Raw genomic sequence first — 23,261 nt, 5'->3', positions numbered from 1 at the left:
GCGCGGGTCCGAGCGTCGACGGACTCAGCGAACGTAACGAATGGGACGGCTTGGCCGCCGTGCTCGCATGCGGGCCTGGAAACCGTTACAATGTTTACCCCGAATTTTTAAGAAGCCAAGGAGCGACATGGATCCTATTTTCGAAGAAGAGCAGCAGCATCTGACCGAAACCTACGGGCAGCTGGTCGGCATACGCGACGAGATGCTCGCCAAAATGGAGGCCAACAGCCGTGACGCCGCCAAAACCATCGGCGACATGCGCGATGAGCTGGCCCTCGACTTCGCCAGCGACGACATGACCATGGAAACGCTGGCCGACTACGAGTCCATGAACCGCATCATCGACAGCTATAACTTCTCGTCCACCATCAACGCCGAGCGCCTGCGTCGCGCCGTGCAGTTGCTCGAGCAACCCTACTTCGCGAAGGTCAGCCTGCAGTTCAGGCCGGGCGAGCCGGTCAAGGACATCTATCTGGGTGTGGCCGGCATGACAAACGACGAGCGACGCCACTTTATCGTGGACTGGCGCAGCCCCGTGGCCGAGGTCTATTACAACCAGGAGAACGGTCGCACGTCGTACAAGGCCAACGGGCGCACCATCCAGGTTGACCTGCTGTGCCGCCGCCAGTTCGACATCAATCGCGACAAATTGAACGCGTACTTCGACACCACTGTGGCCATCGAGGACCCGCTGCTGATGTCGGCCTTGTCCAAACAACGCTCCGACAAGATGCAGGCCATCACCACTACCATCCAGAAGGAGCAGAACCAGGTCATCCGGCATGACGACGTGCCCGCGCTGCTGGTGGGCGGCATCGCCGGCAGCGGCAAGACCTCGGTGCTGCTGCAGCGCATCGCCTATCTGTTCTACCAGGAGCGGGAGAACCTGAACCCCGACGACGTGTTTCTGATCACCCCCAACCCGGTGTTCCAGAAGTATATCGACAACGTGCTGCCCGATATGGGCGAACGCAACCCGCAGACCCGCACCTACGCCCAGCTCATGGATTTCCTGGGCGTGCAGGCCAGCGGCCAGGATGCGCACGCCACCGCCGAGTCGCTTAAGGCGATCGACGCCGCGGTGGTCAACCTGAAGCTGGACCAGGAAGACTTCCGGGACATCCGCCTGGGCGACCAGAGTGTCATCTCGGCCAACCAGATCCGCAGCGCCATCAACAAGCACAAGCGCATTCCCGCAGGTCCGCGCCTGTTCGCGCTGGTGTGCGAAGACCTGAACGAGCGGCTGGAGAACCGCCTGGCAAGCCTGTGCACCAGCGAAGCCGTACACGGCGAGATGCTCAACCTGAGTGTGGAGGAGCAGTCGCAGATCTTCGGCATGCAGATCCATCCGCAGGACGAAGACGACTTCCGCGAGTACGCGCAAACGTATCTGCAGGTCAAATACGCGCCGGCCTTCGACGCCATCGAGAACGCCGAATGGCTGCGCCTAAACCGCATCGGCATGCGGCTTTTGGGCACGCAGGACCTTTCCCCCATCGAGTGGCTGCACCTGAAGATGGCCGTCACGGGACTGTCGAACCGCCACGCCCGTTTCGTCATGGTGGACGAGGTGCAGGACTATACGGCGGCCCAGCTCATGGTGCTGGCGCGCTACTTCAAAAACGCGCACTTCCTGTTGCTGGGCGACGAGAACCAGGCCATCAGGCCCGGCACGGCCTCCTTCGACGAGGTGCGCGAAGTGTTCCGGCTGACCCGTGGGCAGGTAGACGAGTGTCGGCTCATGACCAGCTACCGCTCGACGCCCGAGATCACGGAGCTGTTCTGCAGTCTGATGGATTCGCAAGAACAGGTGCAGGTGCGCTCGGTGCAGCGCGAAGGCACCCCGCCCCGCCTGGTCGAATGCGCCGAGGAGGCCGAATACGTCGCGGAGCTCAAGGGCATCGTGGCAAACGCGCCCAGCGAGGGCCTGACTGCGATCATCGTGTCGGGGCATCGCCAGGAGAAGCGCCTGGAACAGCTGCTCGGCGACGAATGCCCCCAGGTCATGCGGCACGAGGCGCAACTTCCCGAACATGGCGTCATTCTGCTGGACCTGCCGCTGGCAAAGGGACTGGAGTTCGATCGCGTGGTGGTGGCCGACGCATCGGCGGCCATCTATCCGGAAAACCAGCTGTCGCGCCGGCGCCTGTACACGGCCATCTCGCGTGCGACCAAGCAGGTCACCGTCATGAGCCTGGGTCCCATGACCCCGCTTTTGAAATAACACCCCGCCGCATACAAAAAGCCCCCGGCCGCCGCGCTTCCGAAAGAAGCCGTGCAGCCGGGGCTTTCGCATTGCAACGCTAAGTCGCAAACGAGCGGGCGCCTACCACAGAGGATGGTCGGCCTTGGCGCGCTTGTGCACCATCACGAACGCGTAGATGGTCAGGCACAGCACCATGAGCAGGGCCAGAACGGTCAGGAGGTCCGAGCCGGTGGTGAGCGCGAAGTCCCAGAACCCGTGGATCAGCACGGGGATGAGCATGCTCATGACCATGTAGGTCTGACGGCCGGACAGGTTGCCGTGGATCTCGCACATTTTCGCCATGCCCAGGAAGTAACCCATGAACACGCCGCAGATGGTGTGGACGGGAATCAGACGGCCCAAGGCAACTTCGCCACCGAACAGCGCGATGTACTCGACGTTCTCGATCAGCGCGAAGCCCAAGGCGGCCGCCACGCTGTACAGAATCGCGTCGAAGAAGTAGTTGAACTCCGGTCGGCGCCAGACGGCCTTCATCATGGCCCAGCGCTTGACGAGCTCTTCGGAAATGGCCACCACAATAAAGCAATCCAGAAACGCGTACAGATAGGTGTTCTCGGGGATGCCGAAGAGCCCCAGGACGATGTCGCCGACGGTTTCGAACAGCACGGCAACTATGGTGGACAGGCCGCCGAACAGCAGGACCTTGAACACGAGGCCCACAGGTTCGCTCTCCACCCTATCGATACGCCAGACGTATGCCAACAGCAGCAGCGGGGGGATGACGCCGAAGAGCAAGACCATGTGCAAGACCTCCTGTAACGCTTGGAAATCGACCATGTTCATGGTAACGCACCTGAAGCCCGACTGCGTGCATCAGGTGCGGTTTTGTTCGAGAATTAGACCAATGCCGAAGACGATCCAGAACAAGCCCTCAGCTTGGCGGCGACACCTGCCGCGCAAGGGCTTCCGATGCCGCGTATTCGTTCACGTTCGCCGTTGCCGCGTTTGTCAGTGTTAGAATGGAACGAACGTACAGCCAACTAACCCCAGGAGCCACCATGGCAAACTCGTTCTGCACGAATTGCGGCGCACCCATTGCCGAGGGCCAGCCGTTTTGTACCAAATGCGGCAGCTCGACCGCCCCGACGTCCGCAGCGCAATCCGCCCAACCCGCAGGGCCGGGCACTTGCCCCAACTGCGGAACGCCCCGCGTGGGCACGAACAGGTTCTGCCTGCAGTGCGGCTATTCCTACGACGACGGCACCATGCCTATGGGGACCAACACCGGATATGTGGATCCGCCCATGCCCTCACCCGAAGGCCCCAAGCGCAGCACGATCATCGCAGTGGCGGCCGCCGCGGTCATTCTGATCGCAGCCATCGCAGCGGTGGTCATGTTCGTTATCGCGCCTGATGACAGCGGCTCCAAAAACGACGACGCCGACAAAACCAAGACCGAAACCGTGAAGAACAAAGACGACGAGGAGAAGGCGGCCGAAGAAGAGGACGCTGCCAAGGCCGAGGCCGAAGCCGAGGCGGAAGAGAAGGCCAAGGCTGAAGAGGAAGCGGCCGTCGAGGCCGAAGCTGCGGCCGCACCCGAGCCCGAACCTGCACCCGAACCTGAGATCCAAGCCCAAACTCCGCCCGTGTTTACGGACCTTTCCGAATCCTCAGAACTGCCCGGCGACTCGGTGACCTCGTATTACGGAAAGAACAACACCATCGACGACAACCCGAGCACCGCGTGGAACGAAGGCGCCGACGGGGACGGCTCCGGGGAATGGCTCGAGTTTTCCGCCAGCTCGCCGCAGCTGGTGAGCAGCATCGACATCGTCGGCGGCTACCCCAAATCCGACGAGGTCTATTACAACAACAACCGCCCGCGGGACATCACCATCACGTTCAGCGACGGCACGTCAGTCAGCACCACGCTTTCCGACACCATGGGGGCGTGGCAGACCATTACACTGAGCCAGCCCGTGGCCACAACGTCGGTCCGCATCACCATCGACTCGGTGTACACGGGTTCGATGTACAACGACTGCTCCTTCGCCGAGATCAAGTTCTACTGATGCCGAAGCATGCACATTGGGACAAAGGGGACAGTCCCCTTTGTCCCATTTTTGCAGCGGCGCTGGCAACGTGCACGCTGCTGTTCGGTTGCGCCGCGCATGCCGAAAACACCTTTGACGCGGCAACTTTCGACCCCGTTTTCGAACAGGTGCTGCAGCGTGCAGAAACCGTCGCAGCCAACCGCCAATCCGCTTCGCACATCGACTTGCCAAGCACCGCCGAGGCAGTATCCGACCGCATGCCCCAGCCGCCGTTACCGGATTTGGCCAGCCTGCCGGCGGGCACCCAGCTTTCCGCCGACCAGGTGGCCGCATACGGCGAGGACGCCTGCTTCTACGTGACGGAAATCGACGATGCCCTGTTCCAGCGCATGTACGGCCTTTCCTACAAGGAGGATTGCGCCGTGCCGCGCGAGGACCTTCGCTACATCCGCGTGCTGCACGTGGACATCGAAGGGCGCATCCTCATCGGTGAGCTGGTCATGAACGCGGCCGTGGCCGACGATGTGTGCGGCATATTCCACGAGCTGTACCGCGCGGGCTACCCCATCGAGAAGATGCACCTGGTGGACGACTACGGCGCCGACGACGACGCGTCCATGGAAGACAACAACACCTCGGCGTTCAACTTCCGTGTCATACCCGGCACGACGGTCATGTCATACCACGCGCAGGGGCTAGCCATCGACATCAACCCCTACTACAACCCCTATGTGAAGGTGGCCCAGGGCTCCATCGCGCCGGCCTCCGCCGCGCAGTACGCCGACCGCAGCCGCGACTTCGACTACAAGATCAACCGCGGCGATTTATGCTTCCAGCTGTTCGCCGAGGCGGGCTTCGTCTGGGGCGGCGACTGGACCGACCCCATCGACTACCAGCACTTCGAGTACCACCTGTAGCGCTCGCCCCGCTGCCTCGACGCAGGTCGATGCACACGAAATGCGACAAGCAAGATTCGGGTGTTTGTCACATGCGGCGGCGGGCTGCCGCGTCCGCCCGAACGAGCGTTACGCGCCGCGAACGTCGCTTTTCGAGAGGAGGAACACCGACGAGCCTACCGCGACAGCCGTGTACAAAACCGCCACCACCACAAGCACGACGGCATCGCCCGAAGTCAAAGCTTCAATACCATTGCTGTTCAAAGCCCTGGTCATGAGGGAATACGGACATGCGAACCAAATTCCACGGGCATACATGAAGAAACCTGCAAGACCGCCTGCGACCGCAATGCCGACCGGCGCTGCGAAGCTGCGAATGACCAACGAGAAGAACAACTGCCACGCAACGCACGCAATACCGCCCACCCAGGCGAACAGCAGCCACACGGCATACTGCGCATCAGGCATGCCGGACATGCCCGCCAGCTTGCCGAAGCCCACGAAGAGCGCACCCACTGCAACAAGGCCAACTCCCAACATGAGCCATCCGACCAGCAGTTTCGCAAGAATCAGCCGCATCACGCCGACAGGCGACGCCACCAGCAGGTTCCAGTTGCCGCCGGAATGCTCCAGCCGCATGAGCCACGAACACGAAGCGCCCACCAAAGCCGGAAGGAAGAACATGCTCAAAAACAACGTGTGCTGCGTCCATAGATCCAGCCAACCGAGCTGCAGAATCTCGATGTTGCTTTCGTAATTGAACGTGCCGATGGCCGCAGCGATGAGCGGCAGCGCGACGAACGCCACCCAGATGGGAGCTCGCCTGAGTTTGATCAGCTCGGCCCGGATTGCAGAGGTCCTCATGTTAGTGCTCCTTTCTGGAGAAAACCGCGACGCCCAATGCGCACACCGCAACGCAGACCAGCACGACAATCACGTAATCCGGCCACGGAACCGCACTCTGGTAGAACACAGGCGCGGTGGATTCCGCATTCCAGTCGATCCGCAACGTCGAAAGCAGCGTGAAATAACCCGAAGGCACCAGGCGTTGCAGCGCCGTCGGCAAGAAGTTCGAGAACAGACCCGCCAACGACAGAGCCAACCCCACGGCCACGGCCACGAACTGGTTCTCCCATTTCAGGGCCACGACGCCAACCAGAATCAGCATGCAGACGCTGGCTGCGAGCTGCGACGCAAACAGCGACGCCCATGCGAAAAACCCCGGAACGGAAGGAAACCTCATCGCCTGGCCGATGACGAACACGCCCGCAAGCTCGAGCGTGACCGCAAACACCATGATCAGAACCGCGCACGCAAGTTTGGCGGCAAGCAGCCCGCCGGTCGACTGCAGGCACAGCAGCTGTTTGAAAGCGCCGGCTTCATGATCAACGTCCACCACGCGCGACGCAACCACCGTTGCCAACAGCGACATCAGCACGCAATTGATGACCGGCATCGAGAAAAACATCCCCGACCAGCCCAGTTCGCTTCCCTCGCCGTCTTGCCAGGCGCCCATGAGCACCCAGGCCAACGCAGCAGCCACAAGAAGCACCGCCATAAGCAGAACACGCTTGCGCTTGATCTTCGAGAATTCCAGACCCAAGTAGCTCATTACAGCGCCCCCTTCCCCGTCAGCTGCAGGAAGATGTCCTCCAGGTCTTCGCGGCGCTCCTCAAGACGCAAAACGGCGATGCCATGCGCAGCCAGCAACAACGTCATCCAGGCGACAAGATCATCGTCGGCCGCCACCACATTGAGCCAACCCTCGTTGCCGTACGAAGCGCCCAGCAATTGCGCCGCGCGCTCGTTGTCGGTCGTGCGCAGCGACAGCCATCGGCGCGCCTGGGCGTGCAGGTTGCCCATAGGACCCTGCCACACCATGCGGCCGCGCGAGATGATGCCCACATGGTCGCTCATCTGGTCGATTTCCGAAAGCAGATGGCTCGACACCAGCACGGTGCATCCGTATTCGCCGGGCAGCGCGCGTATGAGTTCGCGAATCTCCTGGATGCCCGCAGGGTCGAGCCCGTTGGTGGGTTCGTCCAGAAGCAGCAACTCGGGCCGCCCCATGAGAGCCGTGGCCAGGCCTAGGCGTTGCCGCATGCCTAAGCTGAACGCGCGCACCGGCTTGGTGCCCGTGCCCGTAAGATGAACGGTGGCAAGCGCCTCGTCGATGGCCGATTCGGGAAGCCCCCGCAGGCTGCGGACGATTTCGAGGTTCTCCCGCGCGGTAAGGTGCGGATAGCAGCTGGGGTTTTCGATAAGCGACCCGATCCGGGCGTTCAGCTTCGTGCGGGTCTTTTCGGAAACCGTTTCCCCCAACACCGTGGATGTGCCCGATGAGGCGTGCACAAGCCCCAGCAGCATCTTCATCGTGGTGGTTTTTCCTGCGCCGTTCGGCCCCAGAAAACCGTACACCGATCCTGCGGGCACCACCATGTCCAGCCCGCTGACGACTTCCACGTCCCCATAGGCCTTTGTCAAACCATGGGTTGCAATGCTCGCTTCCATTTCGTCTCCTTTTCTCGGTTTATCTGAGCATGCCCCATGGTGGCAGGTGCCGCTTGCGGTGAGCTTGCGTGTATCTTTCGGCAACCTTACGTTTCGCAAGCTTGCCCCGAAAAGGCGTCGCGGTTGTGGATAATGGCTGGTAAGAGCCGCAAACGGAAGGGAACTCATGCGAGATATATACGATGCGCGCATACTCGTGATCGAAGACGACCCGTCGCTTCGCGATGTCATCTGCGAGCTTGTCGCGCGGGAAGGTTGGCGCCAGGTGCGCCATGCGGGCACGGTTGCCGACGCGCTCAGGGCCATTGCCACGTGGTCGCCCGACGCCATGCTGATTGATGTGATGCTACCCGACGGAAACGGCTTCGACCTGCTGCGAACCGTTCGCCAGACAAGCCAGGCCCCTGCGATCATCGTGTCGGCCCGCGACGAGGACGAGGCCCGGCTGAGAGGTCTCGGCCTGGGTGCGGACGACTACATCACCAAGCCGTTTCTCCCTCGTGAACTGGTGCTTCGTCTTGCAGCCGTACTGAAGCGCACCTATGGCGCCGCCGCGGAGCCGCACCTTGTGGCTCTCGGAGACTGCACCGTGGACCTGGGGTCAGGCGAAGTCACGCGTGCCGACGGGTCGGGCGAAACGCTTACCGCTAAGGAACACGCCCTGCTCAGCCGGCTCGTGCGAAGCCGTGGGTCCATTGTGACCAGCGACGACTTGGCCCAGGCCGTGTGGGGCACCAGCTTTGGATACGCCAACGCGCTTATGGTCCACGTGCGACGTCTTCGCGAGAAGATAGAAGACGACCCGTCCGACCCGCAGTGGATTCTGACCGTACGCGGACTTGGGTACCGCCTGGCCAAGGACGGTTCCCGATGAGGCGGCCGCTTTTGGCGAAGGCCCGCGAGGGGCTACGCATCGTAGAATTCGCCGTGGGCTTCGCCTTTGCAGCGCTCGTCGTGAATGTGCTGGTCATGCTGGTGTTCACGACCCTGTCTGGCTCGCTCCACGACGAGAGGAGCTTTTTGGCGCCGCCCAACATGGAGCAGCTTGCCGACGGCCTTACATTGGAACAAGGCGAATACACGTTGCCCGACGACGTGAGCGCCGCACTGCGCACGCGCGAGCAGTGGGCGATGCTCATCGACGAGGAGGGTTCCGTCGTATGGGCCTTCGACCTGCCCGAAGACGTGCCCCGGCACTACACCATGTCAGACGTGGCGTCTTTCTCCCGTTGGTACCTGTCTGACTACCCGGTGGTGACACGCGTCCGGGACGACGGCATATTGGTGATGGGCTCGCCCAAGGGGGCGGAGTGGAAGTACAGCTTCAGCACCAACATGAACACCATCGTGCTGACAGGAATACTGTTCGTGGCGTTGTTCGCGGCCAACGTGATAGTGGCCATCGTCGTGGTGAGAGGATATGCGCGCAGGTCATGGGCCGAACGCGACCATGCCCGTAGGGAATGGGTCGCCGCTGTGAGCCATGACGTGCGCACGCCGTTGGCTGTGGCGCTTGCCGACGCCGACACGCTGGCGGGCGACGACGTGCTTGACGAAAGCCGAAGGGCTCGGGCTTCGCGGATAGCGTCCAAGATCGGCGATGTCGCCTCCCTGGTCGGCGACCTGAACGCAGCCAACCGGCTGAGCTATGCCATGGAGCCGGTTGATGCCGAACCGGTCATGCTCGCACCCATCGTGCGCGCCGTTGCCGTCGATGCGATGAACGACGATGCGGACGGCCTGCACCCCATCACGGTCGATGTGGACAAGCGCGCCGAGACGTTTGCGGTCATGGGGAGCGCATCGCTGTTCCGGCGCATGGTGGTCAACCTCGTAAGGAACAGCGTTCGCCACAATCCCAATGGCTGCTCGGTGCACATAAGCCTGACTGAAGCGCCCCGAAGGATCTTCCGCAAGCGTAGCTGTCTGCTCACGGTGGAAGACGACGGGCGAGGCCTTGACGCCGACATGCTCCACGAGCTGAAACGCCCGCCGTCAGGCGACTTGCCCGAACACGGCCTTGGCCTGGTCATAGTCCGCCGCATCGCATCTTCCTGCAGAGGTGAGGCGCGCTTCATGGAATCCGAAGGCGGCGGCACACGCGTCGAGATCCGTCTGCCGCTTGCTCCGTGATGCGATGCAGTTCCTTTCCCCGAAAAGGCCGTTTTCGGCAAAAGTTGTGGACCCAGACGCGGATACCTGTCGTTTCCAGACTCCACAAGGCTTGACCGGACATCCAGCATCGGCTTCAGGACTGTTCGCCCACCGCGGAAAGCAAACGCGATGCAAAAGCCGCGCCACTAAGGCAGCAGGATAATGAAGCGGGTGGTGCCGTCGGCGCTTTCAGCACGAATGGAGCCGCCATGAGCCTCGACGATTTCCTTGGCGATTGCAAGCCCGAGCCCCGCATTGCCGCTTGACGAGCGCGCATTATCCTCGCGGTAGAATCGGTCGAAGATGCTCTCCAGATGCTCGGGCGCAATCTCCCTGCCCTGGTCAGAAACGACGATCTCCCACCCTGCATCGTCTGCCCGTCGTGCCGAAAGCACCACTTCCGAACCGTCGTCGGCATAAGCCACTGCGTTGCGTACGACGTTTCCGATGGCGCGGGCCATCTTGTCGGGGTCGATGCGAATCTCGGCATCCTCAAGCGCATCAACGCGTGACGTAATGGAGCGACGCTGCATTTCGGGAAGGAATTCCTCGGCGATCTGCTCCAAAAACAGCCGCACACCCACATCCGTCCGCTCGATGGGAATGGTCGCCAGATTGTACCGTGTGATCTCGAAAAACTCCGCCGTCAAAGTATCCAGCAGCTCCGCCTTTGCAAGCGCAGCTGACACATATCGTTTGCGCTGCTCGTCGGGCAGATCGGGGGCTTCGTTCATCAGGGACAGATACCCCACCACCGACGTGAGGGGCGTGCGGATGTCGTGCGCCAGATATGCAACCAGCTCGTTTTTGCGCCGCTCGGCCTCGCCTGCCGCGCGTTCGTCCGCCAGCGCCGCTTCGCGAACCTCGTTCAGCTCGCCTTGGATAACCGCCAGCTCGCGAGACAGCCGCACCGGCTGGTCCCTGTGCCGCACAACCCCTGCAAGGGCCTCCGAAAGCTCGTTGAAATACCCCACCGATCTGGTTATCAGCAGACACACGACCACCACGTATCCGATGAAGAACACCGCCACGGCAATGGGCCACTTAAGCGACCGGATAAAATAATATGTGGTCAGGTCACGTACGACCACCTCGCCGTCGTTGCTGCTCACGGTTTGGAAATTCCCTCGCGGCACGTCCAGTGTCTCAAGGTAGTCTTCCGCCTCGTCTTCTTTCAGCACGTAGTACGTCGAGGTGCGGGCGGCAATCATCTCCGCCACCTCGCCCTTTTCGGAAAACTCGAAGTAGGCGACGGCGGCCAGAAAAACCAGGATGTACAGTGCAGTCCAAGCGGCAAGCGTCACATACAGGCTGCGCCGAAGCGCCTGCCCCTGCACGTTCTTTTCTGCTCCGTTCGACGTCATGCAGTGCTCCTTTGCGGACCGTGCAGCCGATAGCCCACTCCCCATACGGTGTCGATGAACGTTTGCGACGAATCGACATCGGCGCACTTCTTGCGAAGGTGCCGAATATGGACCATGACGGTGTTGCCGGCTGACGCGTCGTACGTTTCACCCCACGCGCGTTCGTACAGGTCGCGGGCCGAAACAGGCTCGCCCGCGCGCTCCGCCAGATGCAGCAGCACAGCGAATTCCTTGGGCGTCAGATCAAGCCGGCAGCCATGGAGCATTGCCTCGTGGGTGCGACGGTTTATGTCGAAGTCCCTCGTAACCACCACGTCCGACGGTTCGAACGCACCTGCACTCGGCGTACGAAGCCTGGCCCGAATGCGGGCGACGAGCTCGCGCGGACGGAAGGGTTTGACGATGTAGTCGTCGGCACCAAGGGAAAGGCCCACGACCAGGTCGCTTTCGCCATCCTTCGCGGTCAGGAACACGATGGGGGCATCGGTCACCTGGCGCAGGTTCGCACACAGCTCAAAACCGTCCATACCGGGCATCATGATGTCGATCAGCACCAAATCGAAAGGTTCCTTGGCGAACACGTCCAAGGCATCGTAGCCGGAATGGCAAGCTGCGGCGTCCATGCCCGCGCTGGCCAGTACCTCGGCGACAAGCGTCGTGATGCCCTGGTCGTCGTCGACGACCAGGATTTTTGGCCTGGATGCGCTGTTCGGATTCGCGTTCATGACGCCATTGTATCCGAGGTGCGCGCGCAATGCCGAGCGCGTAACCGGCCCGCAATGGAATCTTAAGGAAAAGATAAGGGTTTGACATGGGAAGATTAAGGCGGCCTGCGCGTACCTTGTGAACGAATCCATACGGCTGGACACGAGGAGGTGCGTATGGACGAAAACGTTCAAAACTACTCCAGGTACGGCTCCCACTACAACCGCCATCGAAACGTTGAGACGATGCATGCGCATACGCCGGCTTCGAGCTGGCGGCGTCGTCTGCTGACGAAGATCCTACTGACCTGCCTGGTTTTCGTGGTGGCCATCGCCGTCGGCATAGGTGCTGCCCTAGTGGATATGTCGAACCGGGATGCGAACTCGGAGGCCTTCACGACAGGACCCGCGGGGTGCGTGTCGTCGTGGTTCGACAACAAGCCCGGCGGCCAGGATGACTGGCGGCTGGTGCTGGTAAACGCCGACAACCCAATGGAACCCACCGAACCTGACTTGATCGAGCTGCGCGACGGCCAGTTTGTGGACGAGCGTTGCTATCCTGACCTGCAGCGCATGTTCGACGATGCCCGTTCCGCCGGCCTTCGGCCGAAGGTGAACTCGTCATACCGATCCCGAGAACGGCAACAACAAGTGCTTGACGCCAAGATTGCAGAAGGCACGGCGGCGGGCCTGACGGAAAAGGAAGCCCGGCAGCAGGCGCTCAGGACTGTCGCCGAACCTGGAACAAGCGAGCACGAAACGGGTCTGGCCATTGACGTGACCAGCGAGCAGGGCACATGGGAAACCAACACGGCGGTCCATCAGTGGATGGCCGAGCACAGTTGGGAGTACGGCTGGATCCTGCGGTATCCGCAAGGGAAAGAAGACTTGACCGGAATCGACTACGAGCCCTGGCATTTTCGGTATGTTGGAGAAGACGCGGCTCGGGACATGCACGAGAGCGGCCAATGTCTGGAAGAATACCTCGCCGACCTGCCCAGCTAGCCGACCTAGACGCACCTGCATCGCGCGAGTCGATTGCCAAATACCCAGCGACATCCTTCGCGGCCGCCGCAATCCACCGTCGAAAGACCCTCAAAACATGGAACTGAAACCAACTGCGCCCTGGGACGGATGTCCATCCCAGGGCGCAGAACGTTGCCGCATTCGGGTGCTTGCTATGCAGCTAGACGGCGGTTGTCACGCAGACGCAAGAACATGAACGCCGCGACGAACGAACCAACCAGCAAGAACGGATACACGCCCGGTCCGCCTGCTGCAGGCAGGTTGTACACCAGGGTGTTTTCGACCACACCCTCGCCCACCTGAGCATTCAGATAGTTCTTGGCGGTGGTGTCATCAGCGACCTTCGCCGGGTCGACGTCGTACGCGGAGTCAAGAACGCTTGCAAGCGTAGGCTCGGTGGCCTCATACGAGCACGTGCCCGGGACCGAATCCTGCACCTTGCCGATATACCACGTCGCCACGTTGGTTTCGTCAGACGTCGTGTTCGTGTACTTCGCAGCGTAATCGGCCGTGTTCTCGACGTAATTGCTGAAGCCGTTCAGCTTGCCTGTTGCGTCGTCATCCGAATCAACGGTCACAGCCTGAATGCTTGCGGTCATGAAGCTGCCTTGGTCGATGGATTCGCTCAGGGTGTACACGCCCTGCGGCAGATCGTCCACCCATTGGTAAATCAGGGTGTAATCGCCTTCGACCTTCTGCTTCCAATCCGAGCTCGGATTCGTGATGTCCAGGGTGTACGTCCCGAAGTTATTGCCGTCCTTCTTCAACGTGAAGATGAACGTGCCTTTGCCGTTTGCTTCCGTAACGGATTCGATAAACTTGGTCGCAATCTTCTTCTCGATAAGAATCTTGCCTTCCACCACGTTGAACACCTGATAGGCATCGACGTTCACCGGCTCCGTAGTCGGCGTGCCGACATCTTCACGCAAGCGCTTCGTGTTGTCGATCATGCTCTTCACCGGGTTCACACGGTCGGCGACGCTCTTCGGCGTATAGGTCACGCGCAAGCGATAGCCGTAAGGCGTATCTGTCTGGTCGGTTTCGAAACCGCTGGTCGAACGCCAGGCGTTGCCCGCGGACTCATTTCCGTCAGGCGTGCGAGCCGCAGGCTCTTCCGTCACGGTGACCGGCTCCCACGTGTATGTCAGCGTGCCGATGACGTCGCCTTCGTGCTTGTTCCCACCCGCATAAGACGTATCATCGCCGTCCTTTGCCAGATAACGGTAATCGATGGTAACCGTGCCGTCGGATTTCAGCTTGGCGATGTAATCCTGCCTGTCCTGGTCGCCTGCGCGATCCAGGTACTCCAAATACAAATCACCATCCGCAATCTTTGAGTCGACATAATCGGAAAGCACCGTTGCCGGAACGATGGTCTCGCCCAAGAACACCGTGTCCTCATAGTGCGCCACATCCGTATTCAGCACCGCAGGGTCCACCGTGGTCTTGGGGAAGTCCTTGCTGGGGTTGTGGGAGTTCTCGGGGTCGAACACCTTGTTCTGACCGGACTCGTTGCCGTTGGACAGAATCTCGTTACCGCCGATGAAGTCGTCCTTCGCGCGCAGGGTGATGGTCGACGTCCACAGCATGGCCTTGTCGGCGTTCACCGCTGAGGTCGGAATCTCCTGCTCTTCCCACTTGATGTAGAACATCTTCTTGTCGGTATCGTAAGCAAGCATCGCGCGCTTTCCGTCCGCAGTCGTGATAACGCGCTCAGGGAAGGTGCCATCCTCGTTCAGCACCGTCATGGGGTTGCCTTCTTCATCGAGCAGGTCGAACCTGGGGTCGATGTAGTCCTGCACCGTATACCCCTGCAGCGGCTTGGCGATTTCGTGAGCGATATCTTGGAACACCTTCACAAGGCCTTCCGGGTCGTTGTACATGGCCGTGTAGAAATACTTTTCACCTGAAGCGTTACTGGATGCCAGTCGCTTCAAGAACGTCGTCGAGTGTTCAACGTCTTCGGATGTCATGCCGGCCGATTGCATGAGCACAGTGATAATCGTGTATCCGTTGTTTTTCAAAGCGTCAGTATCATCCATCGACTTCTGCAGATTGCCCGAGTTGTCCTTGCCGTCCGTGAAGATGATCAAATACCTGGAATTGTTTCCTTGGGGCGCATTGGGAACGTAACCTCCGGACGCCCCGTTCGTCATATTCTCGATGTACGATTCAATGCCGCGATACGTGTGCGTGGAGCCCGTGATGCCATAGTTGTACACCCTCAATCCGTCCAAGGTCTGGTTGGCCCTACCGCCTTCTGCCAGCGGATTACCGTACTCCTGGTTCATCGCCGCAGTCACTTCACCAGTATCATTCGTCCAGTTCAACAGTGCGCATTCAGCATTGGAGAACGTATCCACGCTGAATCGGGTCATGGCAATCTGGCTTCCAGGAGACAGATAGCCCAGCGTTGCTGCAAATCGTGCAATAGAGTTCTGCAAAACCTCGGATTTCGTGGATGCTTCATCAGCCTTCATGTATACAGGCGAGCAGCTATTTTGAACAAATTGGAAGCGGCATTTTAGAGTGCCGGAGTTGTCGATATAGAACTTTGCAGAACTGTTTCCCGGATTGGGCAGCCAGTGCGTTTCTCCAGCATAGTATCCATCTTGTGCGCCACGGTATTCTTTAGCGGTATATGGCTCATTCTGCGCATACACATCTTTGCTTGCAGAGTTTACGTAGTACCAACCCCTTTGGTGCGAAATCGGACAAGTTGCCATGGTGTGCCCGTCCATGACGAACGCTCCGTTAGCCCCAGTTGTCCCATCAGCATACCCCAACGGCACGTACTCCAGCACAGTCGAAACCGGATCATATACATAGTAGTAATACCCGTTGTAATTCAGCTTGGAGTTGTCAGTCTTCGTTTTGTCCAGAATCTTATCAACCTGATCCTGAGACAAATACTGGTATTCGGTGTAATTGCCAATCAAAGACGTCCAGTCGGATCTGCTCTTCTGAATCATTTCCAAGTTGTCGGATGCCCATACCATGGAGCCGGACGAGTCGAGCACCATGCCGATATCGGCCATGTTCTCGCCGACATTCCACGCCTCAAGCGTCAGGTCGAAGGTGCGACCGTCGGTCGAGCCCTCCGTCACGCTGGCGTTCTTGTCGGTATGCAGCCCTTCGCGGGTCGTGTCGTAGACTTTCTTACCGTCCTTGATCTCGGTGTCGAAGCCATCGGCGCTGCCAGCCTCAGGGCCGTCGCCTTCCGCGGGCTTCCCTTTGTAATACACGTTCGCTTTGACCAGGCGCACGCCCGCATCGTAGCTGATGGTGGCAGTACCCGCGCTTGTGTCGGCTTCAATTGCCTGGTTGCCCGTGGTAATGGTCATGCCCGAGAATTCTTCGCCAGCGTTGACCTTGCCCGATTGATCGATGCTGAACGTCTGGCCAGGTTCGGTCAGCAGGCCGTCCTCCTGGCTATACGAGCCATCCGCATGGTAATACCTGACGATGTACGCCGTGCCCTTGCTCTCAGCGGGCGTGGGAGGCATCACGCTCGAATTGTCAATGTATACGTTCAGCTCATTCGTGTCCGAATGGAAGCCAAGAATGTTAGGGTCCCACCCAAGCACGTCATAGCCTTGGGTGGCGTAATAGCTGTCCTGAATCTTCGGCTCATCGAAGACCGTTGCTTCACTCGTATGAGCCATCCTGAAACTCGTCCATAGAACGTCGCTGCTCAACTGCCAGCTCTCAACAGTGAACCCCTCATTGAGGTTATCCCAAAAGCTCAGATAGGCGAACGAGTCCTTCAATTCGTAGTCGCTGGGATTGCGCGACGACGAGCTCTTTCCATCCTTAAGCGCATACACGTTGATCTTGAGATACTTCCGCCAACCGTTCGTATCATTGCCATCCCCAGGCAACGTGTTCGTGGCGCTCAGCGAGCTCAACCCTTCGCCGAAACGAATCCAACCCACATCGCCAATGGTTTGCGGCTTGTTGCGAGACGTGCTGTCCGTATCGAAAATCACGTACAGGGAGAATGCGTCCGATTCGAAATCGGTGGATTCAACGCAGCCGTGCTTGTCGGTCTCCACCGTCGCGTCAACCGGTTCGGCCGTTCCGTCATCGGAAATGTGGGCCACTTCAATGCCGTCGGAATCGGTGGCTTCCGCCGTAAGTTCCACGGCCTGCTTCTGCTGCAAGGAGACCGCAATGGTGTCGGACGGTTCAATCTCATTGCCGTCAGCGTCAAGAATCCGGATGTCATACACCAGGGCGCCCGCGACTGCGCGATCCTCGTCTACGACATCTTCTTGAACCTTCTGGATCGCATCCAGATATGCGTCGACGTTTGCCTGAGCCTGCTCCGCCTCGGCTCCACCCGCATCGAACGCCTCCATGTTCTCGACGGAATTCGGCGTCAGGTTCACGACTTCGATGCTGGCGCCTTCGGGCAATGCGCCCTCTACGGTCTCGACCGCCGTCACCACCAGCTCGTCGCTCTCGAACTCCAGGGTTTTAAGCTCCAGGTCAGCCGTTTCTTCGAGCTCCGCGTCAACACCTTCGACGTCGGCATCCGATTCGGGCTGCTCATCTTGAACGGCAACATCCTCTTCGGTCGCCGTTTCCATCTCAAGCGCTTCCGATTCCTCCAGCTCATCGGCAGAGGCCAGCCCAACGCCAACCGAGGAGAACGCGCCCACCGGAACCAGCGACATTACAAGCAGGCATGACAAAAGACCTACTAACACGCCTTTCGCGCGCATTTCGTGCTTGCTGCGCACCTTCTCCTTGTCGGCTTTGATCCGACTTTGGACATATTCGATTGCCCATACTTAGCGTGTATGACTTCACTACCCGTATATCGTTCTATTTTTTATTCTTTTCAGCAAACTGCTTTTGGAGTCTTCAGTCGATTCGCTCTGCCTGCCATGCAGGTGGCGTCGACGAACCGGTACCATCCCCGTCCAAACTGCAGCAAATGCAGCCTTTTTACAAAGACTGCATTAACCTAACCGATTGTTATCAGGCCTATCCCCTGTTGATGCGGCGACGGGCAATCAGGGCGATCACGATTATCACGGCACCTGCAATGGCGCAGCCGCCCCAAAGCCACAGGTTCACGTCGTCACCCGTCTGCGGAGCCTTATGCGGCGTAGGTTTCTTCGGCTCGTCGGGAACAGGCGCTTTCTCGGGCGTGGGCTTCGGGTACGCCACAACGTCGCAGGTTGCCTTGCCGTCTTCGAACTGCGGCACGTTGATCAGGAACGGGTCGTAGCTCTTGTAGCCGGTCGCTTCGCCCGTGCGACCCGTCTGAACCACCAGGTACACGCCGGGCTCGACATTGCCGAATGCCGCTATGCCCTTGGCATCGGAGGTCGCAGAGATGCCCTTCGCACCGGAAGACTGTGCGATTTCGGCCATCTGAGCTGCATATTCCATCATCTTGGATGCGCTCATCTCCGTGTTGAAATCGGCCCCCACAGCTGCGTATTCGGGCAGCAGCGTGTAGGTGTTCGACGCCTGATCAAGGGTGGCAACCAGGTACGCCTGGGACGTGACACCCGGAATGACCTTGGACGTTCCGTTGTCCTCGTAGACCATCTCCAGCGTCAACGACGTTGCCTCACCTCGATAAGCGGCGCCACCCGCATCCGCCTCTGCAGCATACGCAGCTCCGTGTAAGCCGCACATGAAGATAACCGCCATCGCGACTGCCACAGCCGCAGCGGCCATGTGCACCGTCGCGCTCTTGCACATTTCACTCTTCAACATTCCCGTTGCCTTCCCTAAGTCCTATCTTCTCGACGGCCTTCTTGTGACCGCGATATATGCCGCCAGCAACACCAGCACGATCACGCCGCCCGCTACAGCCAGCTGCCACGGCTCGAAAGCCGCCGCTGCCTGAACCGGCGTGCGCTCCTCGTACGGCACGTATTCGACGCTGTGGCCCCGCACAAGCATCCGATGCGTGTTGACTGCATACGGCGTGCACGTGACCAGCGTCACCAGGTCTTCGCCTTCGACAATCGCCAAAGCATCAACCTGATCAGGCGTCACCACAAGCACTTGGTCCACCTCATAGGCGAGCACCTGGTCCAGCACATGGAGATAGAATTGGTCTCCAACCTCCAGCTGGTCCAAGTCCGTGAACAACTTGGCTGTGGCCAGCCCGCGGTGCCCGGACAACACGCAATGCGTCCCGGCACCGCCGACTGGCAGGCTCGTTCCCTGCAAATGCCCTACACCCTGCTCGAGCGCCTTCGCACTCGTGCCGTGGTAGATAGCCAGCCTCAGCCCGATTTTCGGGATGTCGATGTACCCCATGACACCGTTTCCCGTGGGATCGAGCACTTCCCAATAGCCGTCTTCCGATTCGGGGTATTCGCCCTCTTCGTCGAACGGGTCCACAATCGTGTTGGCCGTGTGCGCCTCGTTGTACGCACGGGCCGCTTCCCAGGCCGCCTGGGTTTCCTCGTTGGGCGTTTCAGCAATTGCATTGCCGTAAGCGGCCGCCGCGCGCGCGTTTGCGTACTCATTGGCCACGTTGCACGCGAACGGATATGCCATAACGCCCACCCCGAACAGGAAGAACAACGTCAAGAGCACCGGAATGAGTTTTGACGGGCGCTTCGCCTCGTGGCCGCCCCGACCTTTACTCATCTAGGTTCCTCCAGTTGGTTGTACCCAAAGGACCGTCGTTCGTCCGAGGCATGTCCACCTCGTAGAACACGTTCTCGTTCTCGTGTGCATCCGTCTCAGACGCTGCGCCCACTGCAGCACCGTCACGCGATCCGACGGAGTATTCCGCCAATCTACGCGCATGTTCGCGGCGCTTGCGCAGCACCCAAGCCAGAATGGTCGCAGCCAGAACACCGGCCAGGATGCATGCACCCTTGAGCAGGTTGGCGATAACCGACGACATGTGGTGCTTGACCGGCGCGTTCTCGTCACCAGGTTCGTAAGGAACACGCTGCGCGTGCACCAGCAGGCGGTCCGTGTTGACGCCGTAAGGCGTGCACGTAACCAGCGTGACCAGGTCCTCGCCTTCTTGGATGGCGAGCGAACGGGTCTCATCGGGCGCCACGGTTTCGGTCTCGATGACTTCGTACGCCAGCGTCTGGTCCAGAATGTGGAGGTAGAACTTGTCGCCCTTTTCAAGCTGGTCCAGGTCGGTAAACATCTTCGCAGTCGGCAAGCCGCGGTGGGCCGTAATGACCGCATGCGAACTGTCACCGCCCACGGGCAGACTGCTGCCGAAGATGTGTCCGCAGCCCATCTCCAACGACTCGACGGTCGAGTAGTGGTAGATGGGCAGGTTCACATCGATAACAGGAATCTCAATCGAGCCCATGATCTGGTTGCCAAGCACGTTGAGCATGCTTTCGTACGTTTTATCGGTGGTGCCTTCGCGAATAGCGAAGACGTCCGGAACCGTCTGACCAACCAATACCTGGTTGTATTCCTGGGCTTCGGCAATGGCCTGGGCGTATTCCTCGTTGTCACCATCTTCGATGACTGCGGAGTATTCGTCCATCCACTTGTCGGCCTGATACTGGTAGTAGGCGTTGCACACGAATGGATAGAGCATGATCCCGATGCCAATAAGGAAGAAGACCACCAACGCAGCCATTTTCCAATCAATATGTTTCAGGTTCAGGGTCATGCTCTCTCTCCTGGCAAGCCTGGACGCGCATCAGTAGGGGTAGGGTCGCGCGTCCAAGCTCGTCGTCAATTAGTGGGTGTTACTTCGTTGCGGCAGCACGCTTCTTGTACACGCGCATGCCCACGAAGGACACGACAGCCACAGCAGCGCCGAAGATCACGTAGAAGTAGATGCCGTTGCCACCGGTAGAGGGCAGCACGCCAGCCTTCACGTTCTTGAACTGGAAGGTTTGATCGTTATCTGTATACGTAGTTGAAGTGATCTCTTCGTTAGCGTCGTTCGTCACAGTGACGTTGGCAATCGCAGTACCGTCAACCGTTACGACATAGGACTTCAGGACGTCAGAGCCTTCTACATACGTTGCGGTGATCTTGACCTTGTGTTCAGTCTTATCGAGCTGGTAGCCAGCAGGAGCAGAAGTCTCTTTCAGAGTATATTCCACACCTGCATCAAGACCGGTAAAGCTGATGTGGCCATCCGAATCCGTCGTGAATTCCTTTTCATATTCTATGCCGTCGGTGGATTTTCCAGTCAGTGTAAAGACCGCGCCCTCCAGAGGGGTGTTCTTGCTCCAGTCGCTCTGATTCACGACTTCGTACATTGCGTTGCCAGCTGCATCAACGGAAACCTTGCGCAGTTCCTTGGACGAACCCGAAGCACTGCCAGCCAGATCAGCGTCGAGACCGAAGGTGTAATGATGCGTCTTCACATGATCAGATTCGCCATCGGAGGTCGGAGAGTTGCTGTACTCCACATGCACATCATTGGTGCGCTCGTTTACGTTTTCGGCAAATTTAGCTGCGTCGTTAACTACCTTTGCGTCGTAGGTAATCTTCACATCCGCCGGACCAGTCGTCTCACGAGACGCCCTCTGAAGATAATCAGCAGTGAACGCAATGGTCATGGTCTGGCCCTTAACGGAGACAGTATAGTCCTCGGTCTTCGTAAGCTCAGTGGTACCATCAAGCACTTTGACGCTATCGGCGTCGAAGGACAGATCAGCGTCGATCGTGTCCTTTACTTCAAAGTGCGTCTTATCCGCGGTGTAGTAGGGGGCCGGATAATACGGCACCGTCGTCGTGACCTCAAATCCGATGGTGTCGCCAATTTGGAAGGTCTGGTCTTTGGCGTCGACCGTCTTCTTCGTCACAGGCGGTGTGCTGCTCTTGGCAACAGCCGTGCTACCGGTGTATTTTGCATCATCAGCAACGGTATTGGTGTTGGGGTCGTCTTGGCTGTAATCCGCCGACACAATCATCGGGTTATACACCGTGGCGCCCGTACCCGTAACCTTAACTACGTATACGCCAGGCTCGACACCCGTTGCCTTATAAGTAGTGGTTTCGCCATCCTTAGAAAGCGTGATTCCCTCACCACTTGCAGCATTTGCAAGGGTGGCTGCCTCAGTTGCACTGATCGTTTGGCCAGTGCCAATAAGCCCTTCCAAGGTAATGCCCTCAAGATTATCAAAGCCAGTTACCAAGCGCCAACCTGCAGTGCCATCGGTTTTGGTATTGCTTTGATCGACCTCGATAACCTTGTATGCCGTAACTTTCGCCGCTGGATTGTCTTCAATTCCTGTCACGCTAATCGTCGTGTCGGCTGTCAATGCCCCTGCACCGAAAGCCGCGGCAGGCACCAAAGCGACTGCCAGAGCTCCAGCTGCGAGCACGCCGGCGAGCTTGCTCTTCCATTTAGTCATCTCTCGAATCTCCTTTCCTTCTTACCAATAGAATTCAATCTGATGTTCCGGTTATTGATCATGGGTTAGTGCATCAATCACCGCCTTCGATTACGCCTGCTAACGCAAAGCGTCTAGAGGCGGTGGCGTATCTGCGATGTTTGTCGCGGACTGCCCACGCCATGAACGTAGAAACAAAGGCTCCCACCAGGAGGAACGGGTACACACCCGGTCCGCCGGCAGCCGGAAGTTCGTAAATCATGGTGTTTTCGACAACACCCTCGCCAACCTGGACGTTCAGGTGGTTCTTGCCGTCGGTAAAGATAACCAGATACTTGCTGTTATCATTCCCAGCACCGTCTTTAAGCTTTTTTTTATACGCGTCAGCAGTATCGGCATCGGTCGGCAAGACCTCCATTACCGACAACGATGTGCCCACCGGCAGCACGCCAACGGGAGCAGTCGCAGTAGCCAAGATGGCATCGTCTTCATATGTAATAGATTGCGTATCGACAGATTCGTCCAGTATCACAGAATCATCCGATTCTTGTTCGGCCAGAACGCTTTCCACCAATTCCGCTTGAGAATCATCCGGGGGACATTCGGGTATTGTTTCTTCTGGATCCTCTGCAGCGTCTCCGCTCACATCGGCGGCATCTGTCCAACCGGCGTTTTCGCTTCCATCACCCTCGACGGGGACGTAGGCGATTGCGCCATCGATTTTGGTCGAAGCGAGTTCCTCGACCGAAGCCAAACCCGCACTGAACAGTGCTTGCGACGGTACGAGAGAAGCAGCCGGAAGGCACGCGACAATGACAGCGAGTACTTTGCTCGTTTTCACGTTATCCCCCCCTACTGATGCATAGCAATCCATGCTCAGGGTTCAATTTAGATTTGTCATTGCCTACGTACAAGTCTACATATTTCCTTTTTTGTCAATGAACGTCTTTATCTATACATATTCCTACATATTCGCTGACGTATAGCACTATCTGTTCAATGCAGAACCGTTGTTTTGTCAACGAATTCGCTTGCTCG

At 59.0% G+C, this 23,261-nt stretch carries 18 protein-coding genes; 6 read left to right on the top strand and 12 right to left on the bottom strand.

Going from position 1 to position 23,261, the window contains the following annotated elements; translation table 11 throughout:
* Positions 1 to 127: 127 nt before the first annotated feature.
* Positions 128 to 2,224: a HelD family protein gene (locus SHEL_RS02845; RefSeq protein ID WP_012797748.1), complete on the top strand. Its 2,097-nt coding sequence runs from the start codon at positions 128 to 130 to the stop codon at positions 2,222 to 2,224.
* Positions 2,225 to 2,326: 102 nt separating this feature from the next.
* Here SHEL_RS02845 and SHEL_RS14215 read toward each other — a convergent pair whose 3' ends face one another.
* The gene (locus SHEL_RS14215) at positions 2,327 to 3,007 is read right to left on the bottom strand and encodes a PrsW family intramembrane metalloprotease (protein WP_012797747.1); all 681 of its coding nucleotides are present in this window, start codon (positions 3,005 to 3,007) and stop codon (positions 2,327 to 2,329) included.
* A gap of 257 nt (positions 3,008 to 3,264) precedes the next feature.
* Here SHEL_RS14215 and SHEL_RS02835 point away from each other — a divergent pair, with 257 nt between their 5' ends.
* Complete coding sequence (locus SHEL_RS02835; protein WP_041422472.1) at positions 3,265 to 4,278, top strand: NADase-type glycan-binding domain-containing protein; 1,014 nt, start codon at positions 3,265 to 3,267, stop codon at positions 4,276 to 4,278.
* Positions 4,278 to 5,177, top strand: coding sequence for a M15 family metallopeptidase (locus SHEL_RS02830; protein ID WP_012797744.1), 900 nt, complete (start codon positions 4,278 to 4,280; stop codon positions 5,175 to 5,177). Before SHEL_RS02835 ends, SHEL_RS02830 begins: the two co-directional genes overlap by 1 nt.
* Before the next feature lie 108 nt (positions 5,178 to 5,285).
* On the opposite strand, the gene SHEL_RS02825 is transcribed toward SHEL_RS02830, so the two are convergent.
* The 3 genes from SHEL_RS02825 to SHEL_RS02815 are packed head-to-tail and all read right to left on the bottom strand — an operon-like array spanning position 5,286 to position 7,667.
* Positions 5,286 to 6,020, bottom strand: coding sequence for an ABC transporter permease (locus tag SHEL_RS02825; protein WP_012797743.1), 735 nt, complete (start codon positions 6,018 to 6,020; stop codon positions 5,286 to 5,288).
* 1 nt (position 6,021) lies between these two features.
* On the bottom strand, positions 6,022 to 6,768 hold the full coding sequence (locus SHEL_RS02820; protein ID WP_012797742.1) for an ABC transporter permease: 747 nt from the start codon (positions 6,766 to 6,768) through the stop codon (positions 6,022 to 6,024).
* Positions 6,768 to 7,667 carry an ABC transporter ATP-binding protein gene (locus SHEL_RS02815; protein WP_012797741.1) on the bottom strand — a complete coding sequence of 300 codons (900 nt, stop codon included), beginning with the start codon at positions 7,665 to 7,667 and terminating at the stop codon, positions 6,768 to 6,770. Before SHEL_RS02815 ends, SHEL_RS02820 begins: the two co-directional genes overlap by 1 nt.
* 166 nt (positions 7,668 to 7,833) lie before the next feature.
* On the opposite strand from SHEL_RS02815, the gene SHEL_RS02810 reads away from it, so the two are divergent.
* Both SHEL_RS02810 and SHEL_RS02805 read left to right on the top strand, forming a co-directional pair.
* A complete protein-coding gene (locus tag SHEL_RS02810; protein ID WP_012797740.1) occupies positions 7,834 to 8,541 on the top strand; it encodes a response regulator transcription factor in 708 nt (235 codons plus the stop codon).
* Positions 8,538 to 9,800, top strand: a complete 1,263-nt coding sequence (locus SHEL_RS02805; RefSeq protein ID WP_012797739.1) for a sensor histidine kinase — start codon at positions 8,538 to 8,540, stop codon at positions 9,798 to 9,800. Before SHEL_RS02810 ends, SHEL_RS02805 begins: the two co-directional genes overlap by 4 nt.
* Before the next feature lie 167 nt (positions 9,801 to 9,967).
* Here the strand turns inward: SHEL_RS02805 and SHEL_RS02800 are convergent, their stop codons facing one another.
* Positions 9,968 to 11,185, bottom strand: coding sequence for a sensor histidine kinase (locus SHEL_RS02800; RefSeq protein ID WP_012797738.1), 1,218 nt, complete (start codon positions 11,183 to 11,185; stop codon positions 9,968 to 9,970).
* The gene (locus SHEL_RS02795) at positions 11,182 to 11,910 is read right to left on the bottom strand and encodes a response regulator transcription factor (protein ID WP_012797737.1); all 729 of its coding nucleotides are present in this window, start codon (positions 11,908 to 11,910) and stop codon (positions 11,182 to 11,184) included. Before SHEL_RS02795 ends, SHEL_RS02800 begins: the two co-directional genes overlap by 4 nt.
* A 156-nt stretch (positions 11,911 to 12,066) precedes the next feature.
* Between SHEL_RS02795 and SHEL_RS02790 the strand changes: the two genes are divergently transcribed.
* Positions 12,067 to 12,894: a M15 family metallopeptidase gene (locus tag SHEL_RS02790; RefSeq protein WP_012797736.1), complete on the top strand. Its 828-nt coding sequence runs from the start codon at positions 12,067 to 12,069 to the stop codon at positions 12,892 to 12,894.
* Between the two features lie 173 nt (positions 12,895 to 13,067).
* Here the strand turns inward: SHEL_RS02790 and SHEL_RS02785 are convergent, their stop codons facing one another.
* The 6 genes from SHEL_RS02785 to SHEL_RS02760 all read right to left on the bottom strand — a co-directional run bounded on the left by SHEL_RS02785 (position 13,068) and on the right by SHEL_RS02760 (position 23,064).
* Positions 13,068 to 17,660, bottom strand: coding sequence for a VWA domain-containing protein (locus SHEL_RS02785; protein ID WP_083762201.1), 4,593 nt, complete (start codon positions 17,658 to 17,660; stop codon positions 13,068 to 13,070).
* Positions 17,661 to 17,907: 247 nt separating this feature from the next.
* The gene (locus SHEL_RS02780) at positions 17,908 to 18,651 is read right to left on the bottom strand and encodes a pilin N-terminal domain-containing protein (protein WP_012797734.1); all 744 of its coding nucleotides are present in this window, start codon (positions 18,649 to 18,651) and stop codon (positions 17,908 to 17,910) included.
* A gap of 21 nt (positions 18,652 to 18,672) precedes the next feature.
* Positions 18,673 to 19,539, bottom strand: a complete 867-nt coding sequence (locus tag SHEL_RS02775; RefSeq protein ID WP_083762200.1) for a class C sortase — start codon at positions 19,537 to 19,539, stop codon at positions 18,673 to 18,675.
* Positions 19,532 to 20,542, bottom strand: a complete 1,011-nt coding sequence (locus SHEL_RS02770) for a class C sortase (protein WP_012797732.1) — start codon at positions 20,540 to 20,542, stop codon at positions 19,532 to 19,534. Before SHEL_RS02770 ends, SHEL_RS02775 begins: the two co-directional genes overlap by 8 nt.
* A 79-nt stretch (positions 20,543 to 20,621) precedes the next feature.
* Positions 20,622 to 22,244, bottom strand: a complete 1,623-nt coding sequence (locus SHEL_RS02765) for an isopeptide-forming domain-containing fimbrial protein (protein ID WP_012797731.1) — start codon at positions 22,242 to 22,244, stop codon at positions 20,622 to 20,624.
* Between the two features lie 73 nt (positions 22,245 to 22,317).
* On the bottom strand, positions 22,318 to 23,064 hold the full coding sequence (locus tag SHEL_RS02760) for a hypothetical protein (protein WP_012797730.1): 747 nt from the start codon (positions 23,062 to 23,064) through the stop codon (positions 22,318 to 22,320).
* Between the last annotated feature and the right edge of the window lie 197 nt (positions 23,065 to 23,261).

Source organism: Slackia heliotrinireducens DSM 20476 (assembly GCF_000023885.1).
In the GTDB taxonomy this organism is placed as follows: domain Bacteria; phylum Actinomycetota; class Coriobacteriia; order Coriobacteriales; family Eggerthellaceae; genus Slackia; species Slackia heliotrinireducens.
This window is presented reverse-complemented; position numbering and strand designations above follow the sequence as displayed.